This is a genomic window from Knoellia pratensis, assembly GCF_042666395.1.
In the GTDB taxonomy this organism is placed as follows: Bacteria; Actinomycetota; Actinomycetes; order Actinomycetales; family Dermatophilaceae; genus Knoellia; species Knoellia pratensis.
On sequence record NZ_JBHTDJ010000003.1, the window covers coordinates 1285639 to 1305098 of the forward strand.

The following is a 19460-nucleotide window of genomic DNA, read 5'->3' on the forward strand; positions in this document are numbered from 1 at the left end:
CGGTGACGCGGACCGCCTGACTTCGCCCGATCGAAGGCCGGCGTCCCACGTCCGGCCCGGGGGCGCGTGACCTCCTTCACGCATCCGATGTCCCAGCCCGCAGGGCGCCCACGAGGTGCGCCCGCGATGAGAGTGGAAGCCATGTCTGGACCCAACACGAACTTCGATCCCGTCGAGGTTGCAGCTCTCGACCCCGAGACGATCGACGCGGCCGTCACCGGCGCGCTCGAGGCAGTGGCCGCAGCGACCTCGCTCGACGACCTCAAGACCCTGCGCCCCACGCACACCGGTGACAAGTCGCCGCTTGCTCTGGCCAACCGTGAGATCGGCGCCCTGCCCCCGAGCGCGAAGGCCGAGGCCGGCAAGCGCGTCGGTCAGGCGCGCGGTCGTGTCAACCAGGCCTTCGCCGCGCGCCAGGTTGAGCTCGAGGCCGAGCGCGACGAACGCGTCCTCGTCGAGGAGACCGAGGACCTCACGGTCCGCGTCAGCCGTCGGCCGGTGGGTGCCCGCCACCCGATCAACCTCGTCTCCGAGCGCGTCGAGGACATCTTCGTCTCCATGGGCTGGGAGATCGCCGAGGGACCGGAGGTCGAGTCGGAGTGGCTGAACTTCGATGCTCTCAACATCGGACCGGATCACCCGGCACGTCAGGAGCAGGACACCTTCTATGTCGCGCCGACAGGTTCCGGGCTGGTCCTGCGCACGCACACCTCGCCCGTCCAGGTGCGCTCGATGCTCGATCGCGAGCCGCCGATCTATGTCCTCTGCCCGGGCAAGACCTTCCGGACCGACGATCTCGATGCCACGCACACCCCCGTGTTCCACCAGTTCGAGGGTTTGGTCGTCGACGAGGGCATCACCATGGCGCACCTGCGAGGAACGCTCGACGCCTTCGTCCAGCGGCTGTTCGGTGACGGCATCGTCACGCGCCTGCGACCCAACTACTTCCCGTTCACCGAGCCCAGCGCCGAGATCGACTGCCAGTGCTGGATCTGCCGTGGTCAGGACCCGTCGTGCCGCTCCTGCGGCGGCACCGGGTGGATCGAACTCGGTGGTTCGGGCATGGTCAACCGTCGCGTGCTGCGCAGCGCCGGGATCGACCCGGACCGCTACACGGGCTTCGCGTTCGGCCTCGGCATCGAGCGTTCGCTCATGCTGCGTCACGGGATCGGTGACATGCACGACATCGTCGAGGGAGACGTTCGCTTCTCCCGCCAGTTCGGAATGGAGATCTGATGCACGCCCCCGTCTCGTGGTTGCGTGAGCTCGCCGACGTCCCGGCCGACGCCAAGGGTGTCGACATCGCGGCCGCCCTCGTCCGCGTCGGCCTCGAGGAGGAGGGCCTGCACGGTGGTGACATCGCCGGTCCGCTCGTCGTCGGCCGCGTCCTCACCGTCCAGCCCGAACCCCAGAAGAACGGCAAGACGATCAACTGGTGCACCGTCGACGTGGGCGACCACGGCCAGATGGTCACCGAGGGCAAGGCCCAGGAGATCGTCTGCGGCGCCCACAACTTCGCTCCGGGTGATCTGGTCGTCACGGTGCTGCCCGGTGGCGTGCTGCCCGGCGGTTTCGAGATCTCGGCGCGCAAGACCTACGGGCACGTCTCCAACGGCATGATCTGCTCGGCCGCTGAGCTGGGCCTCGGTGAGGACCACGACGGCATCATCGTGCTGACCGAGTTGCTGGGCGCGGAAGCTGGTTCCAGCCTGCAGCCGGGCGACGACGCCATCGCCCTTCTCGGTCTCGCTGACGAGGTCGTCGAGGTCAACGTGACGCCCGACCGCGGCTACTGCTTCTCCCTGCGTGGCATCGCGCGTGAGTACGCCCTGTCGACCGGGCGCGAGTTCCGTGACCCGGCTCGCCTTGACGTGGCCGAGGCCAACGGCGACGGGTATGCCGTGTCGCTGGCTGACGAGGGTCCGCTCGACGGCCGCGCGGGTTGCGACCGCTACGTGGCCCGGGTCGTTCGCGGGGTCGACACCACGGCCACGAGCCCGGCCTGGATGCAGAAGCGCCTGACCCAGGTCGGGATGCGTCCCATCTCGCTCGCGGTCGACGTGACGAACTACGTGATGATGCTGCTCGGCCAGCCGCTGCACGCCTTCGACCTCGACACACTTTCGGGGTCGATCGGCACGCGTCGTGCCAGGGCGGGGGAGAGGCTCACGACCCTCGACGACGTCGAGCGCATCCTCGACCCCGAGGACCTGCTCATCGTCGACGGCTCCGACACGGCCCTGGCGATCGCCGGGGTCATGGGTGGCGAGTCCTCCGAGGTGAGTGACTCGACCACCAACGTGCTCATCGAAGCCGCTCACTTTGACGCTGTTACCGTGGCGCGCTCGTCCCGTCGGCACAAGCTCACGACCGAGGCATCCAAGCGCTTCGAGCGTGGCGTGGACCCGGCGGTCACGGCGGCCGCGGCCCAGTTGGCCGTCGACCTGCTCGTCGAGCACGGTGGCGGCACTGCGGATGCCGGTGTCACCGACGTCGACAACCGTATTGACCGTGGAGCCTTTGACTTCGACGTCACGCAGCCCACGCGCTACATCGGTCTGGACTACTCGCGTGACGAGGTCCTCACCACCTTGCGCGCGATCGGGTGCGAGGTCGAGGAACGCGACGGCGATGTCGTCTCCGTTGCAGCAGCGACGTGGCGACCCGACCTCACCGACGGACCAGAGCTCGTCGAAGAGGTGGCCCGGGTCCGTGGCTACGACCAGATCCCCTCCGTCCTGCCGCAGCCCAAGAGCGCGGGTCGTGGCCTCACCCACGGGCAGCGCGTCCGGCGGACCGTCGCCAACACCTTGGCGCACCAGGGTCTCGTCGAGGTGCTGACCTACCCCTTCATCGGCGAGGGCAGGTTCGACCAGCTCGGCTATGCGTCGGACGATGCTCGCCGCTCGACGGTGCGCATCGCGAATCCGTTGTCCGACGAGGCGCCGCTCATGCGCACCTCGATCCTTGACACGTTGCTCGATGCGCTGCGCCGCAATGTCTCCCGTGGTTCTCGTGATGTCGCGGTCTATGAGGTGGGCCTCGTGACGGTCGGCTCGGCATCCCCGATGTCGGCACCGGTTCCCACTGCTGACGCGCGGCCTGACGACGCGACCCTGGCGCAGATTCTCGGGGCCGTGCCTGCACAGCCTCGGCACGTCGCGTTCGCTGCTGCGGGCGACATCGAACGCGGTGGCCCGTGGGGGCCATCGCGCCGGGCAGAGGCCTCGGACGCCGTCGGCTGGGCGCTGGCAGTGGGCCGCGCCCTGGGGCTCGAGCTGTCCGTTGTCGCAGCCCGTGACCGTGCGCCGTTCCACCCGGGACGGTGCGCGGCCATCACCCTGACCGATGGCACAGCAGTCGGCCACGTCGGCGAGCTGCACCCCAAGGTCGTCGCGGCCCTCGATCTGCCCGTGGCGACCGTCGGGGGAGAGCTCGATGTCGACGTCCTCGTCGCTGCGACGGGCACTGCCGTTCAGGCGCACCAGCTGTCCACCTTCCCGGCGGCGCACACGGACGTGGCGCTGGTCGTCGAGGAGTCCACTGCGGCCGCTGACGTCGAGGCTGCCCTGCGCGCCGGTGCGGGGGAGTCCCTGGAGTCGGTGTCCCTCTTCGACATCTACCGCGGTGACCAGCTCGATGCAGGCAGGAAGTCGTTGGCCTACCGGCTGACCTTCCGTGCCGATCGCACCCTCAAGACCGACGAGGTGTCGGTCCTGCGTGACGCGGCAGTCGCCTCGGCCGCGTCGGCAACGGGAGCCGTCCAGCGATGACCCAGCCGGTCGCGATCGTCACCGGAGCCTCACGAGGGATCGGTGCGCACATCGCCGATGCCCTGCAGGACACCGGGTATGCCGTGGAGCGCGGCTCACGCTCCACGGCGCCGGTGACCGATCGGGTGGCCGTGGACGCGTGGGTCGCTACCGTCGTGGCACGCCACGGGCGGATCGACCTGCTGGTCAACAACGCCGGTGTCATCGACGCCGAGGTGGCCTTGGCCGACAGTGACCCCGATGAGTGGTGGGCGACCGTCGAGACCAACGTGCGCGGGCCCTACCTCATGACTCGTGCGGTCCTGCCGCACCTTGGTCCGGCGGGCCGAATCGTCAACATCAACTCCGGCGCTGCCTACAAGAACTACGACATCGCCACGGCCTACAACGTGAGCAAGGGTGCGCTGGCCCGCATCACCTCCGGGCTGGGGCTGGGGCCGCATCGCACAGCCCTGATCTTCGACCTTGCTCCGGGTGTGGTCCGCACCGACATGACCAAGTCCATGGAAGCCCACCGCGACCGCACCGAGTGGACGTCCCCCGCAGAGGTCACCGATCTGCTCCTCGCCATCGCGCGAGGAGAGCTCGATGCGTGGAGTGGCCGGATGATGCGAGCGGGGAGCGACACCGTGGCATCACTGCACGCCCGCGCGGAAGCCGGTCTGGCAGAAAGCGATCGGACCCTGGGTCTGGTTCCATGGGGAGACGACGACCCCCTGCGCTGACGAAACGTCTTTGCATAGAGTTGCCATCTCATGCAAGACTATGCACATGGTGAGCGTCGCAGTTGCTGGAGCAAGCGGCTATGCCGGAGGCGAAGCACTCCGCTGGCTGCTGCACCACCCTGAAGTCACGATCGGTGCCGTGACGGCTGGTGGCAACGCCGGCTCGCGGTTGGGTGACATCCACCCACACCTCTTCCATCTCGCCGACCGAGTCCTTGACGAGACGACGGCCGACGTCCTGGCCGGGCACGACGTCGTCGTGCTCGCCCTTCCTCACGGACACTCGGCCGCGGTGGCCGAGGCTCTCGGGGACGACACAGTGGTCATCGACTGCGGCGCCGACTTCCGGCTGCGCAGCGAGTCCGCCTGGACCACCTTCTACGACACTCCGTATGCCGGGTCGTGGGCCTACGGTCTGCCCGAGCTTGCGCTGACCGGTGGTGGCTCTGGGCGGGTCGCTCTTGCTGGGCAGAACCGGATCGCGGTTCCGGGCTGCTACCCCACGGCAGTGACTCTGGCACTGGCTCCGGGATTCGCCGCCGGAGTGGTGCAGACCGACGATGTCGTCGTCGTCGCGGCGTCGGGGACGTCTGGGGCAGGCAAATCGCTCAAGCCGCACCTGCTCGGCTCCGAGGTCATGGGCTCCATGTCGCCCTACGGCGTCGGCGGAGGGCACCGCCACACGCCCGAGATCGAGCAGAACCTCGGTGCCGCTGCGGGCTCGCCGGTCACGGTGTCCTTCACGCCGACGCTGGCCCCCATGCCCCGCGGCATTCTCGCGACCTGCACGGCCAAGGTCGTGCCCGGAGTCTCCGCTGCGCAGGTCCGTGAGGCCTGGCACGCGGCATACGAGAACGAGACCTTCGTCCACCTCCTCCAGCCGGGCACATGGCCAACCACCGCGCACGTCATCGGCAGCAACCACGTCACGGTCCAGATCGCACTCGACGAGCGGGTCGGCCGAGTGGTCGCCGTCGCCGCCATCGACAACCTCGCCAAGGGCACTGCCGGAGCCGCGGTGCAGTGCCTCAACCTCGCCGTCGGCCTCCCTGAGTCGACCGGCCTTCTCGGATCGGGGGTGGCGCCGTGAGCGCCATGCGCCTGCACCTCATGACCCACCCCGAGTCGCTCGGCATGGCGCGGCTCGACGCCGGCACCGAGCCGACGTGGGACTGGACCGCGGGCCCGTTCGCCTCCCTCAGCCGATCACCCCTGGAGACCTCCATCGTGTGCCTCGCGGACGCCGTGCCGGCAGGCGTGGTGACCGAGGGCCCGTTCCGTGCCGTCGAGGTCGCAGGACCCCTGGCCTTCGATGCCGTTGGTGTGATGGCGGGCATTCTCGCTCCGCTCGTGCCTGCGGGCATCAGTGTCCTTGCCATGTCGACCTACGACACCGACTGGATCCTCGTCCCCGAGGGGGAGATCGACAGGGCGGGAGAGGTCTGGCGCAAGGCCGGACTCATCGTGACACCGACCGTGCTCACGGGACGGAGCGGATCGTGAGCGTCACTGCGGCACAGGGGTTCCGCGCTTCCGGTGCCACCGCGGGCATCAAGGCTTCGGGGTCCAGCGACGTGGCTCTCGTCGTCAATGACGGTCCGCACCACCACGTCGCGGCCGTCTTCACGTCCAACCGGGTCGAGGCGGCCCCCGTCACCTGGTCCCGTCAGGTCGTCAGCGACGGACGGGCCGACGCGGTCTTCCTCAACTCCGGTGGCGCGAACGCGTGCACCGGTCCCCAGGGTTTCCAGGACACCCACCGGACGGCCGAGATCGTGGCCGACGCGCTGTCCTGCAGTGCGATGGACGTCGTCGTCTGCTCCACCGGGCTCATCGGAGAGTTCCTGCCGATGGGCAAGATCGAGAACGGTGTCGAACTGACCTCGGTCGCACTCGGGCGCGACGGCGGCGTCGACGCCGCTCGCGCCATCATGACCACGGACTCGGTCCACAAGGTGGCGACCGCCACCGGTGACGGCTGGACCGTGGGTGGCATGGCGAAGGGCGCGGGAATGCTCGCGCCCGGCCTCGCGACGATGCTCTGCGTCATCACCACCGACGCCGTGACCGACGCTGCCGCCCTCGACGAGGCGCTTCGCGCTGCCACAGCGGTGACCTTCGACCGCGTCGACTCCGACGGGTGCATGTCGACCAACGACACGGTCGTGCTCATGGCCTCCGGCGCTTCAGGCGTGACCGTCGGGATGGCTGAACTGACCGCCGCTGTGACGGACGTCTGCGACTCGCTGGCCCGTCAGCTCATTGAGGACGCCGAGGGCGCCAGCCACGACATCGCTGTCGAAGTGCGATCTGCCGCAACGGAGTCCGACGCCGTTGACGTCGCCAGGTCCGTGACCCGCAGCAACTTGTTCAAGGCCGCCATCTTTGGCAAGGACCCGAATTGGGGCCGAGTCCTCGCCGCTGTGGGCACGACGCAGGCGCAGTTCGACCCGACGACTCTCGACGTGGCGATCAACGGTGTCCAGGTGTGCCGCGCCGCGAGCATCGGTGACGACCGGGAGCTCGTCGACCTCGAACCGCGGGAGGTGCGCGTCGTCATCGACCTGCACGCCGGCGACGCCACGGCCACGGTCTGGACCAACGACCTCACCCACGACTACGTCCACGAGAACTCCGCCTACAGCTCATGAGGATGCCCCGGTGACCGACGACCTGACCAAGCTCAAGGCGAGCACGCTCGTCGAGGCCCTGCCTTGGCTCGAGCGCTTCCGGGGAGCCCTCGTCGTCATCAAGTACGGCGGCAACGCCATGATCGATGACGAGCTCAAGCTCGCCTTCGCCCAGGACATCGCGTTCCTGCGCTATGCCGGTCTGCGCCCCGTCGTCGTGCATGGCGGCGGCCCGCAGATCAAGTCCATGCTCGACCGCCTGGGCCTGGAGAGCGAGTTCAGGGGCGGCCTGCGCGTCACCACGCCAGAGGTCATGGACGTTGTCCGCATGGTGCTCACCGGCCAGGTCGGTCGTGAGCTCGTCGGCCTGCTCAACCAGCACGGACCCCTTGCCGTTGGCCTCTCCGGCGAGGACGGTGCGCTCTTCGGAGCCCGCCGCCGCGGTGTGGTCATCGACGGTGTCGAGGAGGACCTCGGGCTCGTCGGCGACGTGGTCTCGGTCAACACCCAGTCCGTCATGGACCTGCTCGACGTGGGCCGAATCCCCGTCGTGTCGACCATCGCACCCAATCTCGATCACGAGGGACAGGTGCTCAACGTCAACGCCGACACCGCAGCGGCCGCCCTCGCGGTCGCGCTCGGTGCGCGCAAGTTCGTCGTCCTGACGGACGTCGAAGGCGTGTATGCCGCGTGGCCCGACCGGTCCTCCCTTCTCTCGACCCTGCCACTGAGCCAGGCGCGCGAACTCGTCAAGACCGTTGACGCCGGCATGATCCCCAAACTCCAGGCCTGCATCCGGGCCGTCGCCGAGGGCGTGCCCCAAGCGCATGTCATCGACGGACGCGAACCACACTCCCTGCTGCTCGAGGTCTTCACCTCCGACGGCATCGGCACCCTCATCGAGGAGGACACATGACGACCAGCGACAGCACCGAGTCACAGCAGGCGGTCCTTCACCGCTACGCCCGCTCACTCATCACGGTCTTCGGGGCACCGCAGCTCGTCCTCGAGCGAGGTGATGGTGCCTGGGTGTGGGACACCGACGGCAAGCGCTACCTCGACCTCGTCGGTGGCATCGCCGTCAATGCGTTGGGGCACAACCACCCCGCGCTCGTCGCCGCCGTCTCCAAGCAGGTGGGGGAGATGGCCCACATCTCGAACTTCTACACCTCGCGCGTCCAGGTTGAGCTCGCCGAGCGGATCCTCGAGATCGCCCAGGCTCCTGAGGGTTCCGGTGTCTTCTTCGCCAACTCCGGCGCCGAGGCGATCGAGGCCGCAATCAAGCTGTCCCGACGCACCTGTCGCACTGGAATCGTTGCGGCCGAGGGTGCCTTCCACGGACGGACCACCGGTGCCCTGGCGCTCACGCACAAGGCGGCCTACCGGGATCCGTTCACACCACTCATCCCCGACGTGTCGCACGTGCCCTACAACGACCCCGAGGCGTTGCGGGCCGCGGTCACGTCAGACACCGCGGCGGTTGTCCTCGAACCCATCCAGGGTGAGGCGGGAGCGATCGTCGCGGACCCGGCATACCTGCAGGCCGCTCGGGAGATCACCACAGCGGCGGGCGCCCTGCTCATCATCGACGAGGTGCAGACCGGCGTCGGTCGCACGGGCGACTGGTTCGGATTCCAGAGCAGTGGCATCGTCCCGGACGCCATCACCCTCGCCAAGGGACTCGGAGGCGGCCTGCCCATCGGTGCCCTCGTGACCTTCGGGCCTGCCGTCACAGGTCTACTCACGGCAGGTCAGCACGGCTCGACGTTCGGTGGCAACCCCCTCGTCGCTGCCGCAGGTCTGAGCGTCCTTGCCACCATCGAGGCCGACAGCTTGCTGGACCACGTGACCGAGATGGGCGAGCACCTCGTCGGGGCCGTCGAGGCGCTGGGTCACCCCGACATCGAGGGGGTGCGTGGACGCGGTCTGCTGCGCGCGATCGTCCTGCGTTCCGACCTTTCCGCGGCTGTCGCGGCGGCAGGACGCGAGGCCGGATTCCTCATCAATCCGGTGGCGCCCAATGCCATTCGCCTCGTGCCACCCCTCGTCGTGACGAGCGACGAGCTCGATCTGTTCGTCGCCGCTCTGCCGGCCCTCATCGCCACTGCCAAGGAGTCGACCCCATGAGTACCCCACAAAGTTCTCCCCCGCTTCGCTCCTCCGATACTTCGCGGGGACCCCGCATGACCGCAACAGTCCGACATTTCCTACGGGACGACGACGTCACACCCGAGGAGCAGGCCGAGATCCTCGACCGCGCCGCGGCGATCAAGGCGCGCCCGTTCAGCGACCGCTCCCTCGCCGGGCCTGAGGTCGTCGCGGTCCTCTTCGACAAGCAGACCCTGCGCACCCAGGTCTCCTTCGCCGGCGCCATCGCCCACCTTGGCGGCTTCCCGCTCGTCATCGACGGCAAGCTCGCCCAGGTCGGCGTGCGTGAGTCGATCGCCGACGTCGCCCGAGTCCTGACCCGTGAAGCGCGTGCGATCGTGTGGCGGACCTACGGGCAGGAGCGCATCGAGGAGATGGCCGCCCACTCCAGCGTGCCGGTGATCAACGCGCTGACCGACGAGTTCCACCCCTGCCAGATCCTGGCCGACCTTCTCACCATCAAGGAGCACAAGGGAACGCTGGCCGGTCTCACGTTCGCCTACGTCGGTGACGGCGCCAACAACATGAGCCACAGCTACCTCCTCGGCATGGCCATGTCCGGACTCCACGTGCGCATCGGCACGCCCCTCGACTACCAGCCCCACCCCTCCGTGCTGACGCGCGCGACGGAGATCGCCGCGACGCAGGGCGGATCGATCACGATCGTCGAGGACCCCGCCGAGGCCGTCGCAGGCGCCGACGTCGTCGCGACCGACACCTGGGTCTCGATGGGTTTCGAGAAGGAGAAGGAGTCCCGTCAGGGCTCGGCCAGCCCATTCGCGGCCTACGCGGTGAGCGCCGAACTGCTCGCGAAGGCCAAGCCGGACGCGATCTTCCTGCACTGCCTGCCCGCCTACCGCGGCTTCGAGGTGGATGCCTCCGTGATCGACGGCCCGCAGTCCGTGGTGTGGGACGAGTCCGAGAACCGGCTCCACGCGCAGAAGGCCGTCCTGTCCTGGCTGATCGAGAAGTCCGGCGGAGATCGCCGATGACCGTCTCCGGCACCCGCACGGCGCGCCAGCAGCGCATCATCGAGATCCTGTCGAGCCGATCTGTCCGATCGCAGACCGAGCTCCTCGAGATCCTGGGCGAGGACGGCATCGACGTCACCCAGGCGACGCTCTCGCGCGACCTCGTGGACGTCGGCGCGGAGAAGGTCCGCGTGGGCAAATTCCTGGTGTATGCCGTACCCGGAGAGGGCGGTGACCGCACCGTCCGCGTCGCTCCCGACGGTCAGGAGACGACGAACCGTCTGGCGCAGCGCTGCCACGAGCTCCTCGTGTCTGCGGAGGTGTCGGCGAACCTCGTCGTCCTTCGCACACCACCGGGCGCAGCCAACTTCCTCGCCTCGGCGATCGACCACACGACCGTGCCGGGCATCGTCGGCACCATCGCCGGGGATGACACGATCATGGTGATCACGACAGGCACGGCGGCGTCCCGCAAGGTCGCCGCACGCCTCATGGCCTACACCCGCAAGGAGAACGCGTGAGTTCGACGGACGTCAACCAGCCTCAGTCTGGCCTGAGCCTGTGGGGAGGTCGCTTCACCGGCGGCCCGGCCGACGCCCTGGCGGAGCTGTCGCGTTCGACGCACTTCGACTGGCGACTGGCCCTGCACGACATCGCCGGCTCGCGCGCACACGCCCGTGTCCTGCATTCCGCAGGTCTGTTGGTCGACGCCGACCTGGCTGCGATGCTCGCCGCACTTGAGCAGCTCGCCACGGACGTCGAGTCGGGGTCGTTCGTGCCGGCTCCCGGCGACGAGGATGTCCACACGGCACTGGAGCGTGGCCTCATCGAGCGCGCCGGAGCCGACGTCGGGGGACGCCTGCGAGCCGGTCGCTCACGCAACGACCAGGTTGCGACGCTCGTGCGCATGTATCTGCGCGAGCACGCCCGCGCCGTCGCTGGCCTGGTCCTCGACGTCGTCGACGCCCTCATCGCCCAGGCCCAGCGCCACCCCACCGTGGCCATGCCCGGCCGCACGCACCTCCAGCACGCCCAGCCGGTGCTGCTGGCCCATCACCTGCTCGCGCACGCGTGGCCCCTCCTGCGCGATGTCGACCGTCTGCGTGACTGGGACGCCCGCGCCGGGCTCAGCCCCTATGGCTCCGGTGCCCTGGCCGGCAGCTCGTTGGGCCTCGACCCGGAAGCCGTTGCCGCGGACCTTGGCTTCACCGCCGCCGTCGAGAACTCCATCGACGGAACCGCTGCGCGCGACGTCGTGGCTGAGTTCGCGTTCGTCACCGCGATGGTGTCGATCGACCTCTCGCGCTTTGCGGAGGAGGTCATCCTCTGGGCGACAAAGGAGTTCGGCTTCGTCACGCTCGACGACTCCTACTCCACGGGGTCGAGCATCATGCCGCAGAAGAAGAACCCCGACGTCGCCGAGCTCGCTCGAGGCAAGGCAGGGCGGCTCGTCGGCAACCTTGCAGGGCTGCTCACGACCCTCAAGGGACTGCCGCTGGCCTACAACCGTGATCTGCAGGAGGACAAGGAGCCGGTCTTCGACTCCATCGACACGCTCGAAGTCCTGCTGCCGGCCTTCAGCGGGATGGTCGACACCTTGGTCTTCAACACAGAACGCCTCGAATCCCTTGCACCTCAGGGCTTTTCGCTCGCCACGGACATCGCCGAATGGCTGGTCCGAGAGGGCGTTGCCTTCCGCATCGCCCACGAGGTCGCGGGGGAGTGCGTGCGGGTCTGCGAGGGCCGGGGTATCGAGCTGTGGGACCTCACCGACGAGGACCTTGCGGGCATCTCGGGGCACCTCACCCCCGCGGTGCGCGAGGTACTGACGGTCGAGGGCTCGCTCGCCTCACGCGACGCCAAGGGTGGAACTGCACCGGTGCGGGTGGCCGAACAGGTGACTCGGGCCGCAGCCCACCGTGACGAGGCCCGCACCTGGGCAGCGAGCCAGCCGACCATCCGGTGACCCGCCTGCCGAGAGAGTTCTTCGCGCGCCCCGTCCTCGACGTGACGCGCGAACTCCTTGGCGCGCACCTCACGCACGGCGGCGTCACCGTGCGCATCACGGAGACCGAGGCGTATGCCGGTGACCGCGACCCGGGCTCCCACGCCTTCCGTGGCAAGACGCCGCGAACGGCGCCGATGTTCGGCCCGGCTGGCGTCACCTACGTCTACTTCACCTACGGGATGCACTGGATGCTCTGCCTCGTGACGGGTCAGCCGGGCAGCGCCGAGGCCGTCCTCGTGCGTGCCGGTGAGGTCGTTGACGGGCACGAGGTGGCTGCCGAGCGCCGTTCCGGTGTCCGTGAGCGTGACTGGTGCCGCGGTCCTGCCCGCCTCGCGACGACGTTGGCCCTTGACGGGTCCCACACTGCCCGCGACTTCTGTCGGCCTCCCTTGGGTGAGGTGCCGCCGATCGCGCTGTCCCTCACGGCTGGAGACCCCGTCGAGGACTCACGAGTGCAGACCGGACCACGCGTGGGCGTGAGTGGTCCCGGTGGCGACGGAACGGCATACCCCTGGCGGTTCTGGATCGACACGGAGCCGACGGTGAGCGCCTACCGGCCCGGCGTCATCCGCCGACGGACCAGCTGACCTCCGGCAGCGTGGGCCAGCTCGGGTGGTTGATGATGCGGGCTGCGCCCGCCTGATGCGCCAGCGAAAGCAATCAGCGCCGAGTCCTGGGGCTTCGTCGCCCACTGGGACCAGCCGGCGGTGTGCTCCCACGTGGCCAGCAGCGTCGTGGTGTCGTCCGCGCAAAGAAGGTGACGACTGACCAGGCCTCGAGCGGTGGTCGACATCGTCGATTCCCCCCCGGCGGGCGCAGCACCCCGCGGAACGTGGTGGCCTCGACGACATCGGGATGAGCAGAGAGCTCCTCACCGACGTCGAGATCCGCTCCGCGAGCTCCTTCACGAGTACCACGGCGAATTCTCGTGTCGGAGTTGGATCTCAGCGACGATCCAGGCCTGAGAGGCGCAGGGCCACGCGGTGTCGCACTGCGGGGATGGCGCCGAGGACCCGCATGACGACATTGCGGAACCGGCGGCGGGACGTGGGTGCGGTGGCGAGGCTCGTGAGCCGGTCGGCCAGGGCGACCACCCTCTGGGCCGCCTCGCGACGTGAGTGGGCGTACTCGTCGAGAAGTGCGTCAGGCTCGCCGGCCAGCACGCGTGAAAGACGCTCGCCAGCCTCGACAGCATCCTCGATGCCCAGGTTCATGCCCTGCCCACCCGCAGGCGAATGCACGTGGCCCGCGTCGCCGGCGAGCAGGATCCGACGGTCGCGGAACGAGTCCGCAACGCGGTGATGCACACGGAACCGAGACCCCCACAGGACTTCTTCGACGATGGCTGGCTCGGCCTCGGGCCCACGTTCGTCGAGCAGACTCTGGACGAACGCCATGTCCGGCTCCTCCGGTGCTTCGTCGACCGTGGCCACGATGCGAAACGTGTTGTCAGGAAGGGGTGCCACCACAACCAGCCCAGCGGGCGAGAAGTACAGGATCACTTCGTCGTCGGGGACACCGCCGGACAGGTGCACGTCGGCCAGGCTGAACGACTCGGCGTAGGTGCTGCCGATGAAGTCGATGCCAGCCTGTTCGCGGACGACACTGTGCATTCCGTCCGCCCCCACGAGGTAGCGAGCGCTGATCAGCTGCCCGTCGTCCAGCGTCGCGGTCACGCGGTCTGCGTCCTGTGCGATAGCTGTCACGGTGAACGGCCGGATGACCTTGCCACCGAGCTCCTCCAGTCGAGCCAGGAGGAATGCCTCGGTGTCTGCCTGGGAGATCATGAGGGTGTAGGGGTAATGGGTGGGCAGCTCGCTGAACGGCACGGACATCAGCAACGTGTCGCGATCTCGGATGGCGAAGGTCGGCGTATGGACGCCGCGTTCAACCAGCGCAGGCACCACGTCATAGGGCTCCAGCACCTCAAGAGTGTGTGGATGCACCACTGCCGCACGTGACGTGTTGGCGCCTGCGGCCAGGCTGTCAACGACCGTCACCTCGTGACCGTGGTGTCGCAGGACAGTGGCGGTGGTGAGGCCGACCGGCCCCGCACCGACGACCAGGACCTCTGTTTCCGAAGTGAGCATCGTTCCTCCTGTGAGAAGCCGTTTGTTGTCAACGCTTGTTGACAACAAACGTAACGCTCATCCACGGCCTAGTCAACGAGTGTTGGCATAGAGTCGTTGCCATGAGACGCTCGGCAGCAGAGACGAAGTCGGCGATCCTCGCCGTGGCCCGCCGGCGGTTTGCCGCAGACGGTTACGACCGGGCCACCATTCGAGCGATCGCGACAGACGCCCACATCGACCCGGCCATGGTGATGCGCTACTTCGGCAACAAGGAGGGCCTGTTCGCCGCCGCGGCCGAGTTCGACCTCGAGCTCCCGAACCTGAGTCAGGTGCCGAGTGATCAGCTCGGGGCAAGCCTCGTTGCTCACTTCCTGGAGCGTTGGGAACGTGACGAGGCCCTCCTCATCCTGCTTCGAGCCGGCATCACCGACGAAGTGGTGGCAGAGCGAATGCGGCAGATCTTCGCGAGTCAGCTCGCCCCGATCATCGCGAGTGTGACGGGCGACGTTGCAGCGGCACCGACGCGAGCAAGTCTCGTCGCCTCGCAGGTCCTGGGGATGGCCCTGGGAAGGTATGTCCTCGCACTCCCGCCACTGGTGACGATGGAGCACGACGAGATCGTCGGCTGGGTTGGGCCCACTGTGCAGCGCTATGTGGCCGGCAGCCGATAGCGCAGAGCGACCACCTATTGACCTGTGTGCTCCTCGATCTCGGTGCGGATCCGCTGCTTCACGTCGTCAGGCGCATAGCTCGCGTCGACCGCAGTGATGGCGAGCTGAGCGAGCCCAGGCTCGTCGAGCTCGAGGAGGTCGGCGGCGATCTCGTACTCGCGGTTCAACGTCGTGCCGAACATCGGCGGGTCATCGCTGTTGACGGTGATGACGACGCCGGCATCGCGCAACGCTCGCATGGGGTGGTCCTCGAGCCGTTGCACGCACCGGGTCGCGATGTTGGACGTCGGGCACACCTCGAGCGGGATGCGCTCGGCGACGAGCCGCTCGACAAGGCGCGGGTCGTCGATGGAGCGGATGCCGTGGCCGATGCGTTCGGCTCCGAGGGCATCGAGCGCGTCCCACACCGACTGGGCGTCGGTCGACTCACCGGCGTGGGGGAGGGAGCGCAGTCCCGCGGCGCGCGCACGGTCGAAGTGCGCCTTGAACTGCGGGCGTGGGACCTCGGGACCACCCAGACCGAAGCCGATGAGCGACTGCGGGCCGTGGTCGAGGGCGTAGCCGAGAGTCGCATCGGCAGACTCGAGGCCGGCCTCACCGGGGATGTCGTAGATCCACTGGAGGACGATGCCGTGGTCGCGCTCGGCGGCTCGTCGCGCGTCCTCGATCGCCTCGGTGTAGGCCTCGATCGAGATGCCCATCCGCACGCTCGTGAAGGGCGTCATCGTCAGCTCGGCGTAGCGAACCTGCTGTGCCGCAAGGCCTTCGGCGACCTCGTAGGTCAGCAGGTGGATGTCCTCGGGTGTGCGCAGCAGCCCGACGACGCCGAGATAGACGTCGATGAAGTGACCGAAGTCCGAGAACGTGTAGAAGTCGCGCAGTGCCTCGATGCCCTGCGGCACACCGGCATCCGGGTGTCGCTGCGCCAACCGTGCCACGGTCTCGGGCCGCGCCGAGCCGACGTGGTGGACGTGCAGCTCTGCCTTCGGCAGCCCTGCGATGAACTCCGTGTATGCCGCCCGCTCACCCATGCGTCGAAGTCTGCCAGTCACGCCGTGGGGGCGGTGCCCACCCTCGGTGTGAAGGCCGCGAGGGCGTCGAGGTCACTGTTGCGCGACCGGACGTACTCGTCGGCCCACGCCTCCCGGTCGGGGTAGCCGGACTGGGCGACGATGCGAGCACACACGGCTTCGATGTCGATCTCGGTGTGGCGCAACGAGGCCTGGCCGTTGTCGAGAAGGGCCCAGGCACCGCCAGCTCGGCCGTAGGGCATGCCGATGCTGCCCGGATTGAGGACGAGCCGACGATCAACCAGACGCACGAAGGGCATGTGGGTGTGGCCGCACACGACGGCGTGCACGGCTTCCGGGACGGTCGAGAGGGCGCTCTGCCAGGCGGCTACCGGTGAGTCGACGAGCACGACTTCGTCATCGTCGCGGGGGGACCCGTGGCAGAAGAGCACCTGCCCGAATCCTGCGATCTCGATGACCACGGGGTGGGGGAGATCCCTCAGGAGGTCCACCTGGTCGGGGCGCAGCTGATGAGCGGCCCACACGGCTTCGGGGTGGGGGCAGTCGGCTCCCTCGGAGATCCCCACGGCTTCACGATCGGCATTGCCTCGCACGAGGACGACCCGATCGCCGAGTGCCGTGAGCGCGTCGAGCGTCTCGACGGGCATCGGGCCGGCCGTGTGGTCGCCCGTGACGACGATGAGGTCTGCACTCGCGACGTCCGGTTCCGCGAGGACGGCCTCGAGCACGGGCAGGACACCGTGCACATCCGACAGAACGGCGACCCGGCCGATCTCTGGTGCATCCGTGGCCTCGTCGAACCATGTGCTCTCCCGCATGGTCAGAGTCTGTCAGCCGGCCAGGGCCTCGGCCACGGCTCGCGCACCCAGCGGAGCCAGGGCGTGGCCACGGGGGGCGTAAAACCAGTCGGCGAGGAGCCCTTGGGATGCGGCAAAGGCCTTGCCCCAGGCCCAGGACACGTCATCGACGTCGAGGCGCTTCCGGAAGCGTTCGCGACCGGCAGCGTCGAGAACCCACCATGCAGGCGTGAGGTCCCACGCCGCATACCCGGTCGTCAGGGTGCCGAAGTCGAGAAGCCCGACGAGCCGACCGTCGCGCACGACGAGATTGCCGGGGATGAGGTCGGCGTGGAGAAGGACGGGCTCCGGCTCCGGCGTCCCGGCATCGAGCGCGGCCTCGAGGAGTCCCATGACCGGCGTCGGATCGAGCGGCCCGGACACCGGATCGGTCCGGCCCCGAAGAGCGTCGACCCTGACCCGCAGGTGGCCGCCGCGCTGGCCCTGCGGCACGTGCCTCTTTGCCACTGCGCCAAGGTTGACATCACGCAACGAGGCGACGACGCCGGCCAGGACGTCGGCCCACGAGGCCGGGATGTCTCCCGCGAGGACCCGTGCTGAGGCGTCCTCCCCAGTCACCCAGCGGTTGATGCTCCAGACGTGCGGGTACTCCGCGCAGGGCTCGCCGACGTGCTCAATGACGGGCACCTCGAGTGCGAGCCGGTTGCGCAGTCGCGGAAGCCAGTCGATCTCCTTGTTCAGCCCGGCCTCCGCGGAGGCGTCTCGAGGCACGCGCACGAGCAGTTCCTCGCCGAGGCGGTAGGTCGTGTGCTCGGTCCCCGAGGTCGACATGGCACGCAGCGGCAGATCGCGCCACTGCGGACACTGGTCGGCGACGAGGGCTCCGACGATGTCGAGATCGACAGGGGTCTCGCCCTCGAACAGTGTTGGCATCAGCCCATCCCACACGTCGACGTGCCGCATCGTCCAGCGAGTTGCCCGTGGCAGGCTATCGCTTCGTGAACGACATCCTTGCTGAACTGCAGTGGCGCGGCCTCGTGGCGCAGACCACCGACGAAGGCGCTCTGCGCGACGCCCTGACGAGCGGGCCCATCACCGCGTACTGCGGGTTCGACCCGACGGCGCCCTCGCTGCACTTCGGCAACCTGGTGCAACTCATCGTGATGCGGCACCTCCAACGGGCCGGCCACAAGGTCATCTGCCTCGTGGGCGGGTCGACCGGTCTCATCGGAGATCCGCGGCCCAGCGCCGAGCGCGTGCTCAAGACCAAGGAGCAGACGGCCGAGTGGGTGGCCGGCATCCAGCAGCAGGTGCAGCCCTTCCTCGACTTCAAGGGCGACAACGCGGCGATCATGGTCAACAACCTCGACTGGACCGCGCCGATGTCGGCGTTGGACTTCCTGCGTGACATCGGGAAGCACTTCCGGGTCAACCAGATGGTCAAGAAGGATGCCGTGGCGGCCCGCCTCAACTCGGACGAGGGCATCTCCTACACGGAGTTCAGTTACCAGATCCTTCAAGGGCTCGACTTCCTCGAGCTCTACCGGGCGCACGGCTGCACGTTGCAGACCGGCGGCCAGGACCAGTGGGGCAACCTCACTGCCGGCTCCGACCTCATCCACAAGGTGGAGGGAGAGTCGGTCCACCTGCTCACCACGCCGCTCGTCACCGACTCGGCGGGCAACAAGTTCGGCAAGAGCGAGGGCAACGCGGTCTGGCTGTCGTCCGAGATGACCAGCCCCTACGCCTTCTACCAGTACTGGCTCAACGTCGAGGATGCCTCGGTCATCAAACTCGTGAGGATCTTCACCGACCGCACGCAGGACGAGGTTGCAGAGCTCGAACGCCAGGTGAGCGAGGAACCCTTCCGTCGTGCCGCCCAGCGTGCGCTCGCTGCTGATGTGACGACTTTGGTGCACGGTGCCGAGGCCACGGCGTCGGTCCAAGCAGCGTCCGAAGCACTCTTCGGCAAGGGCGACCTGGCGGCTCTGGATCCTCGGACGCTCGGGGATGCGACGGCGGAGCTCCCCGGGGGAGAGGTGTCGTCGGGGATGACCATGACGGACGCCCTGGTGGCCGTCGGCCTCGTCGACTCACGCAATGCCGCACGACGCGCGATCAGTGATGGCGGGGCCTCCGTGAACGGGGAGAAGGTCACCGATCCCGAGTTCACGCTCGGCGACGAGCACTTCCTCCACGGCACCGTGGCGATCCTCCGTCGTGGCCGCAAGTCCATGGCAGCTGCGCGCAAGGTCTAGAACCGTTGTGGCACAAGGCTTTTCGGTATGCCGTGTGCTCCCGCCGGCCGTTTCGGGTGGCCGATTTGGTGTTGGGGAGAACGTCATCTAATGTTCTCGATGTCAGCCCGAGAGGGAGGAACGGACACCACCGCGTGAGGCTCGCCGCCTCACACGAAGTAGGCCGGTCCCCAAGGTTGATCCCCGCAACAAGAACCGATGGAAACGCCGGTTTGGAACAGCGGCCGCAAGGTTGCTAGTGTGGGTGCCCCGCGAAGATCCAAGCGCGTCGGATTCGGCCACTCAGAGAGTGGGTCACGGATTTGACGCCCAAGTGTGGCCGTGGGTAAGTTTGGAGAGTTGCCCTGGAGTCTGGCCCGGATGGGTTGGGTGATGG

18 protein-coding genes are annotated in these 19460 nt (G+C 68.3%); 14 read left to right on the forward strand and 4 right to left on the reverse strand.

Annotated features, from left to right (window positions below):
- The first annotated feature begins 141 nt into the window (after nucleotides 1–141).
- Genes pheS through ACFQRE_RS16085 form a run of 12 tightly spaced genes read left to right on the forward strand, consistent with a single transcriptional unit; the run spans nucleotide 142 to nucleotide 12842 of the window.
- Nucleotides 142–1236: a phenylalanine--tRNA ligase subunit alpha gene (gene pheS, locus ACFQRE_RS16030; RefSeq protein ID WP_380124182.1), complete on the forward strand. Its 1095-nt coding sequence runs from the start codon at nucleotides 142–144 to the stop codon at nucleotides 1234–1236.
- The gene (gene pheT, locus ACFQRE_RS16035) at nucleotides 1236–3773 is read left to right on the forward strand and encodes a phenylalanine--tRNA ligase subunit beta (protein ID WP_380124184.1); all 2538 of its coding nucleotides are present in this window, start codon (nucleotides 1236–1238) and stop codon (nucleotides 3771–3773) included. Before pheS ends, pheT begins: the two co-directional genes overlap by 1 nt.
- Nucleotides 3770–4498, forward strand: coding sequence for an SDR family oxidoreductase (locus tag ACFQRE_RS16040; protein ID WP_380124187.1), 729 nt, complete (start codon nucleotides 3770–3772; stop codon nucleotides 4496–4498). Before pheT ends, ACFQRE_RS16040 begins: the two co-directional genes overlap by 4 nt.
- 46 nt (nucleotides 4499–4544) lie before the next feature.
- Nucleotides 4545–5588 (forward strand): N-acetyl-gamma-glutamyl-phosphate reductase, encoded by a 1044-nt coding sequence (gene argC, locus ACFQRE_RS16045; protein WP_380124190.1) that lies wholly within the window; start codon nucleotides 4545–4547, stop codon nucleotides 5586–5588.
- 5 nt (nucleotides 5589–5593) lie between these two features.
- Entirely contained in the window at nucleotides 5594–6001 is a 408-nt protein-coding gene (locus ACFQRE_RS16050) for an ACT domain-containing protein (protein WP_380124304.1), read from the forward strand.
- A complete protein-coding gene (gene argJ / locus ACFQRE_RS16055) occupies nucleotides 5998–7149 on the forward strand; it encodes a bifunctional glutamate N-acetyltransferase/amino-acid acetyltransferase ArgJ (RefSeq protein ID WP_380124192.1) in 1152 nt (383 codons plus the stop codon). The genes ACFQRE_RS16050 and argJ overlap by 4 nt, the downstream gene beginning before the upstream one ends.
- 10 nt (nucleotides 7150–7159) lie before the next feature.
- On the forward strand, nucleotides 7160–8044 hold the full coding sequence (gene argB, locus ACFQRE_RS16060; protein WP_380124195.1) for an acetylglutamate kinase: 885 nt from the start codon (nucleotides 7160–7162) through the stop codon (nucleotides 8042–8044).
- On the forward strand, nucleotides 8041–9255 hold the full coding sequence (locus ACFQRE_RS16065) for an acetylornithine transaminase (protein ID WP_380124198.1): 1215 nt from the start codon (nucleotides 8041–8043) through the stop codon (nucleotides 9253–9255). Before argB ends, ACFQRE_RS16065 begins: the two co-directional genes overlap by 4 nt.
- Nucleotides 9256–9311: 56 nt before the next feature.
- The gene (gene argF, locus ACFQRE_RS16070; RefSeq protein ID WP_380124201.1) at nucleotides 9312–10268 is read left to right on the forward strand and encodes an ornithine carbamoyltransferase; all 957 of its coding nucleotides are present in this window, start codon (nucleotides 9312–9314) and stop codon (nucleotides 10266–10268) included.
- Complete coding sequence (locus ACFQRE_RS16075) at nucleotides 10265–10768, forward strand: arginine repressor (RefSeq protein ID WP_380124204.1); 504 nt, start codon at nucleotides 10265–10267, stop codon at nucleotides 10766–10768. Before argF ends, ACFQRE_RS16075 begins: the two co-directional genes overlap by 4 nt.
- Entirely contained in the window at nucleotides 10765–12213 is a 1449-nt protein-coding gene (gene argH / locus ACFQRE_RS16080) for an argininosuccinate lyase (protein ID WP_380124207.1), read from the forward strand. The genes ACFQRE_RS16075 and argH overlap by 4 nt, the downstream gene beginning before the upstream one ends.
- Nucleotides 12210–12842: a DNA-3-methyladenine glycosylase gene (locus ACFQRE_RS16085; RefSeq protein WP_380124210.1), complete on the forward strand. Its 633-nt coding sequence runs from the start codon at nucleotides 12210–12212 to the stop codon at nucleotides 12840–12842. Before argH ends, ACFQRE_RS16085 begins: the two co-directional genes overlap by 4 nt.
- A 357-nt stretch (nucleotides 12843–13199) precedes the next feature.
- On the opposite strand, the gene ACFQRE_RS16090 is transcribed toward ACFQRE_RS16085, so the two are convergent.
- Nucleotides 13200–14345 (reverse strand): FAD-dependent oxidoreductase, encoded by a 1146-nt coding sequence (locus ACFQRE_RS16090; RefSeq protein WP_380124212.1) that lies wholly within the window; start codon nucleotides 14343–14345, stop codon nucleotides 13200–13202.
- A gap of 101 nt (nucleotides 14346–14446) precedes the next feature.
- Between ACFQRE_RS16090 and ACFQRE_RS16095 the strand changes: the two genes are divergently transcribed.
- Nucleotides 14447–14998, forward strand: a complete 552-nt coding sequence (locus tag ACFQRE_RS16095; RefSeq protein ID WP_380124214.1) for a TetR/AcrR family transcriptional regulator — start codon at nucleotides 14447–14449, stop codon at nucleotides 14996–14998.
- A gap of 14 nt (nucleotides 14999–15012) precedes the next feature.
- Here ACFQRE_RS16095 and ACFQRE_RS16100 read toward each other — a convergent pair whose 3' ends face one another.
- The 3 genes from ACFQRE_RS16100 to ACFQRE_RS16110 are packed head-to-tail and all read right to left on the reverse strand — an operon-like array spanning nucleotide 15013 to nucleotide 17759.
- Nucleotides 15013–16029, reverse strand: a complete 1017-nt coding sequence (locus tag ACFQRE_RS16100; RefSeq protein WP_380124216.1) for an adenosine deaminase — start codon at nucleotides 16027–16029, stop codon at nucleotides 15013–15015.
- 17 nt (nucleotides 16030–16046) lie between these two features.
- Nucleotides 16047–16847 carry a metallophosphoesterase family protein gene (locus ACFQRE_RS16105; RefSeq protein WP_380124218.1) on the reverse strand — a complete coding sequence of 267 codons (801 nt, stop codon included), beginning with the start codon at nucleotides 16845–16847 and terminating at the stop codon, nucleotides 16047–16049.
- 12 nt (nucleotides 16848–16859) lie between these two features.
- Nucleotides 16860–17759, reverse strand: a complete 900-nt coding sequence (locus ACFQRE_RS16110; protein ID WP_380124220.1) for an aminoglycoside phosphotransferase family protein — start codon at nucleotides 17757–17759, stop codon at nucleotides 16860–16862.
- A gap of 65 nt (nucleotides 17760–17824) precedes the next feature.
- Between ACFQRE_RS16110 and tyrS the strand changes: the two genes are divergently transcribed.
- Entirely contained in the window at nucleotides 17825–19084 is a 1260-nt protein-coding gene (gene tyrS / locus ACFQRE_RS16115; protein WP_380124222.1) for a tyrosine--tRNA ligase, read from the forward strand.
- The last annotated feature ends 376 nt before the right edge of the window (nucleotides 19085–19460 follow it).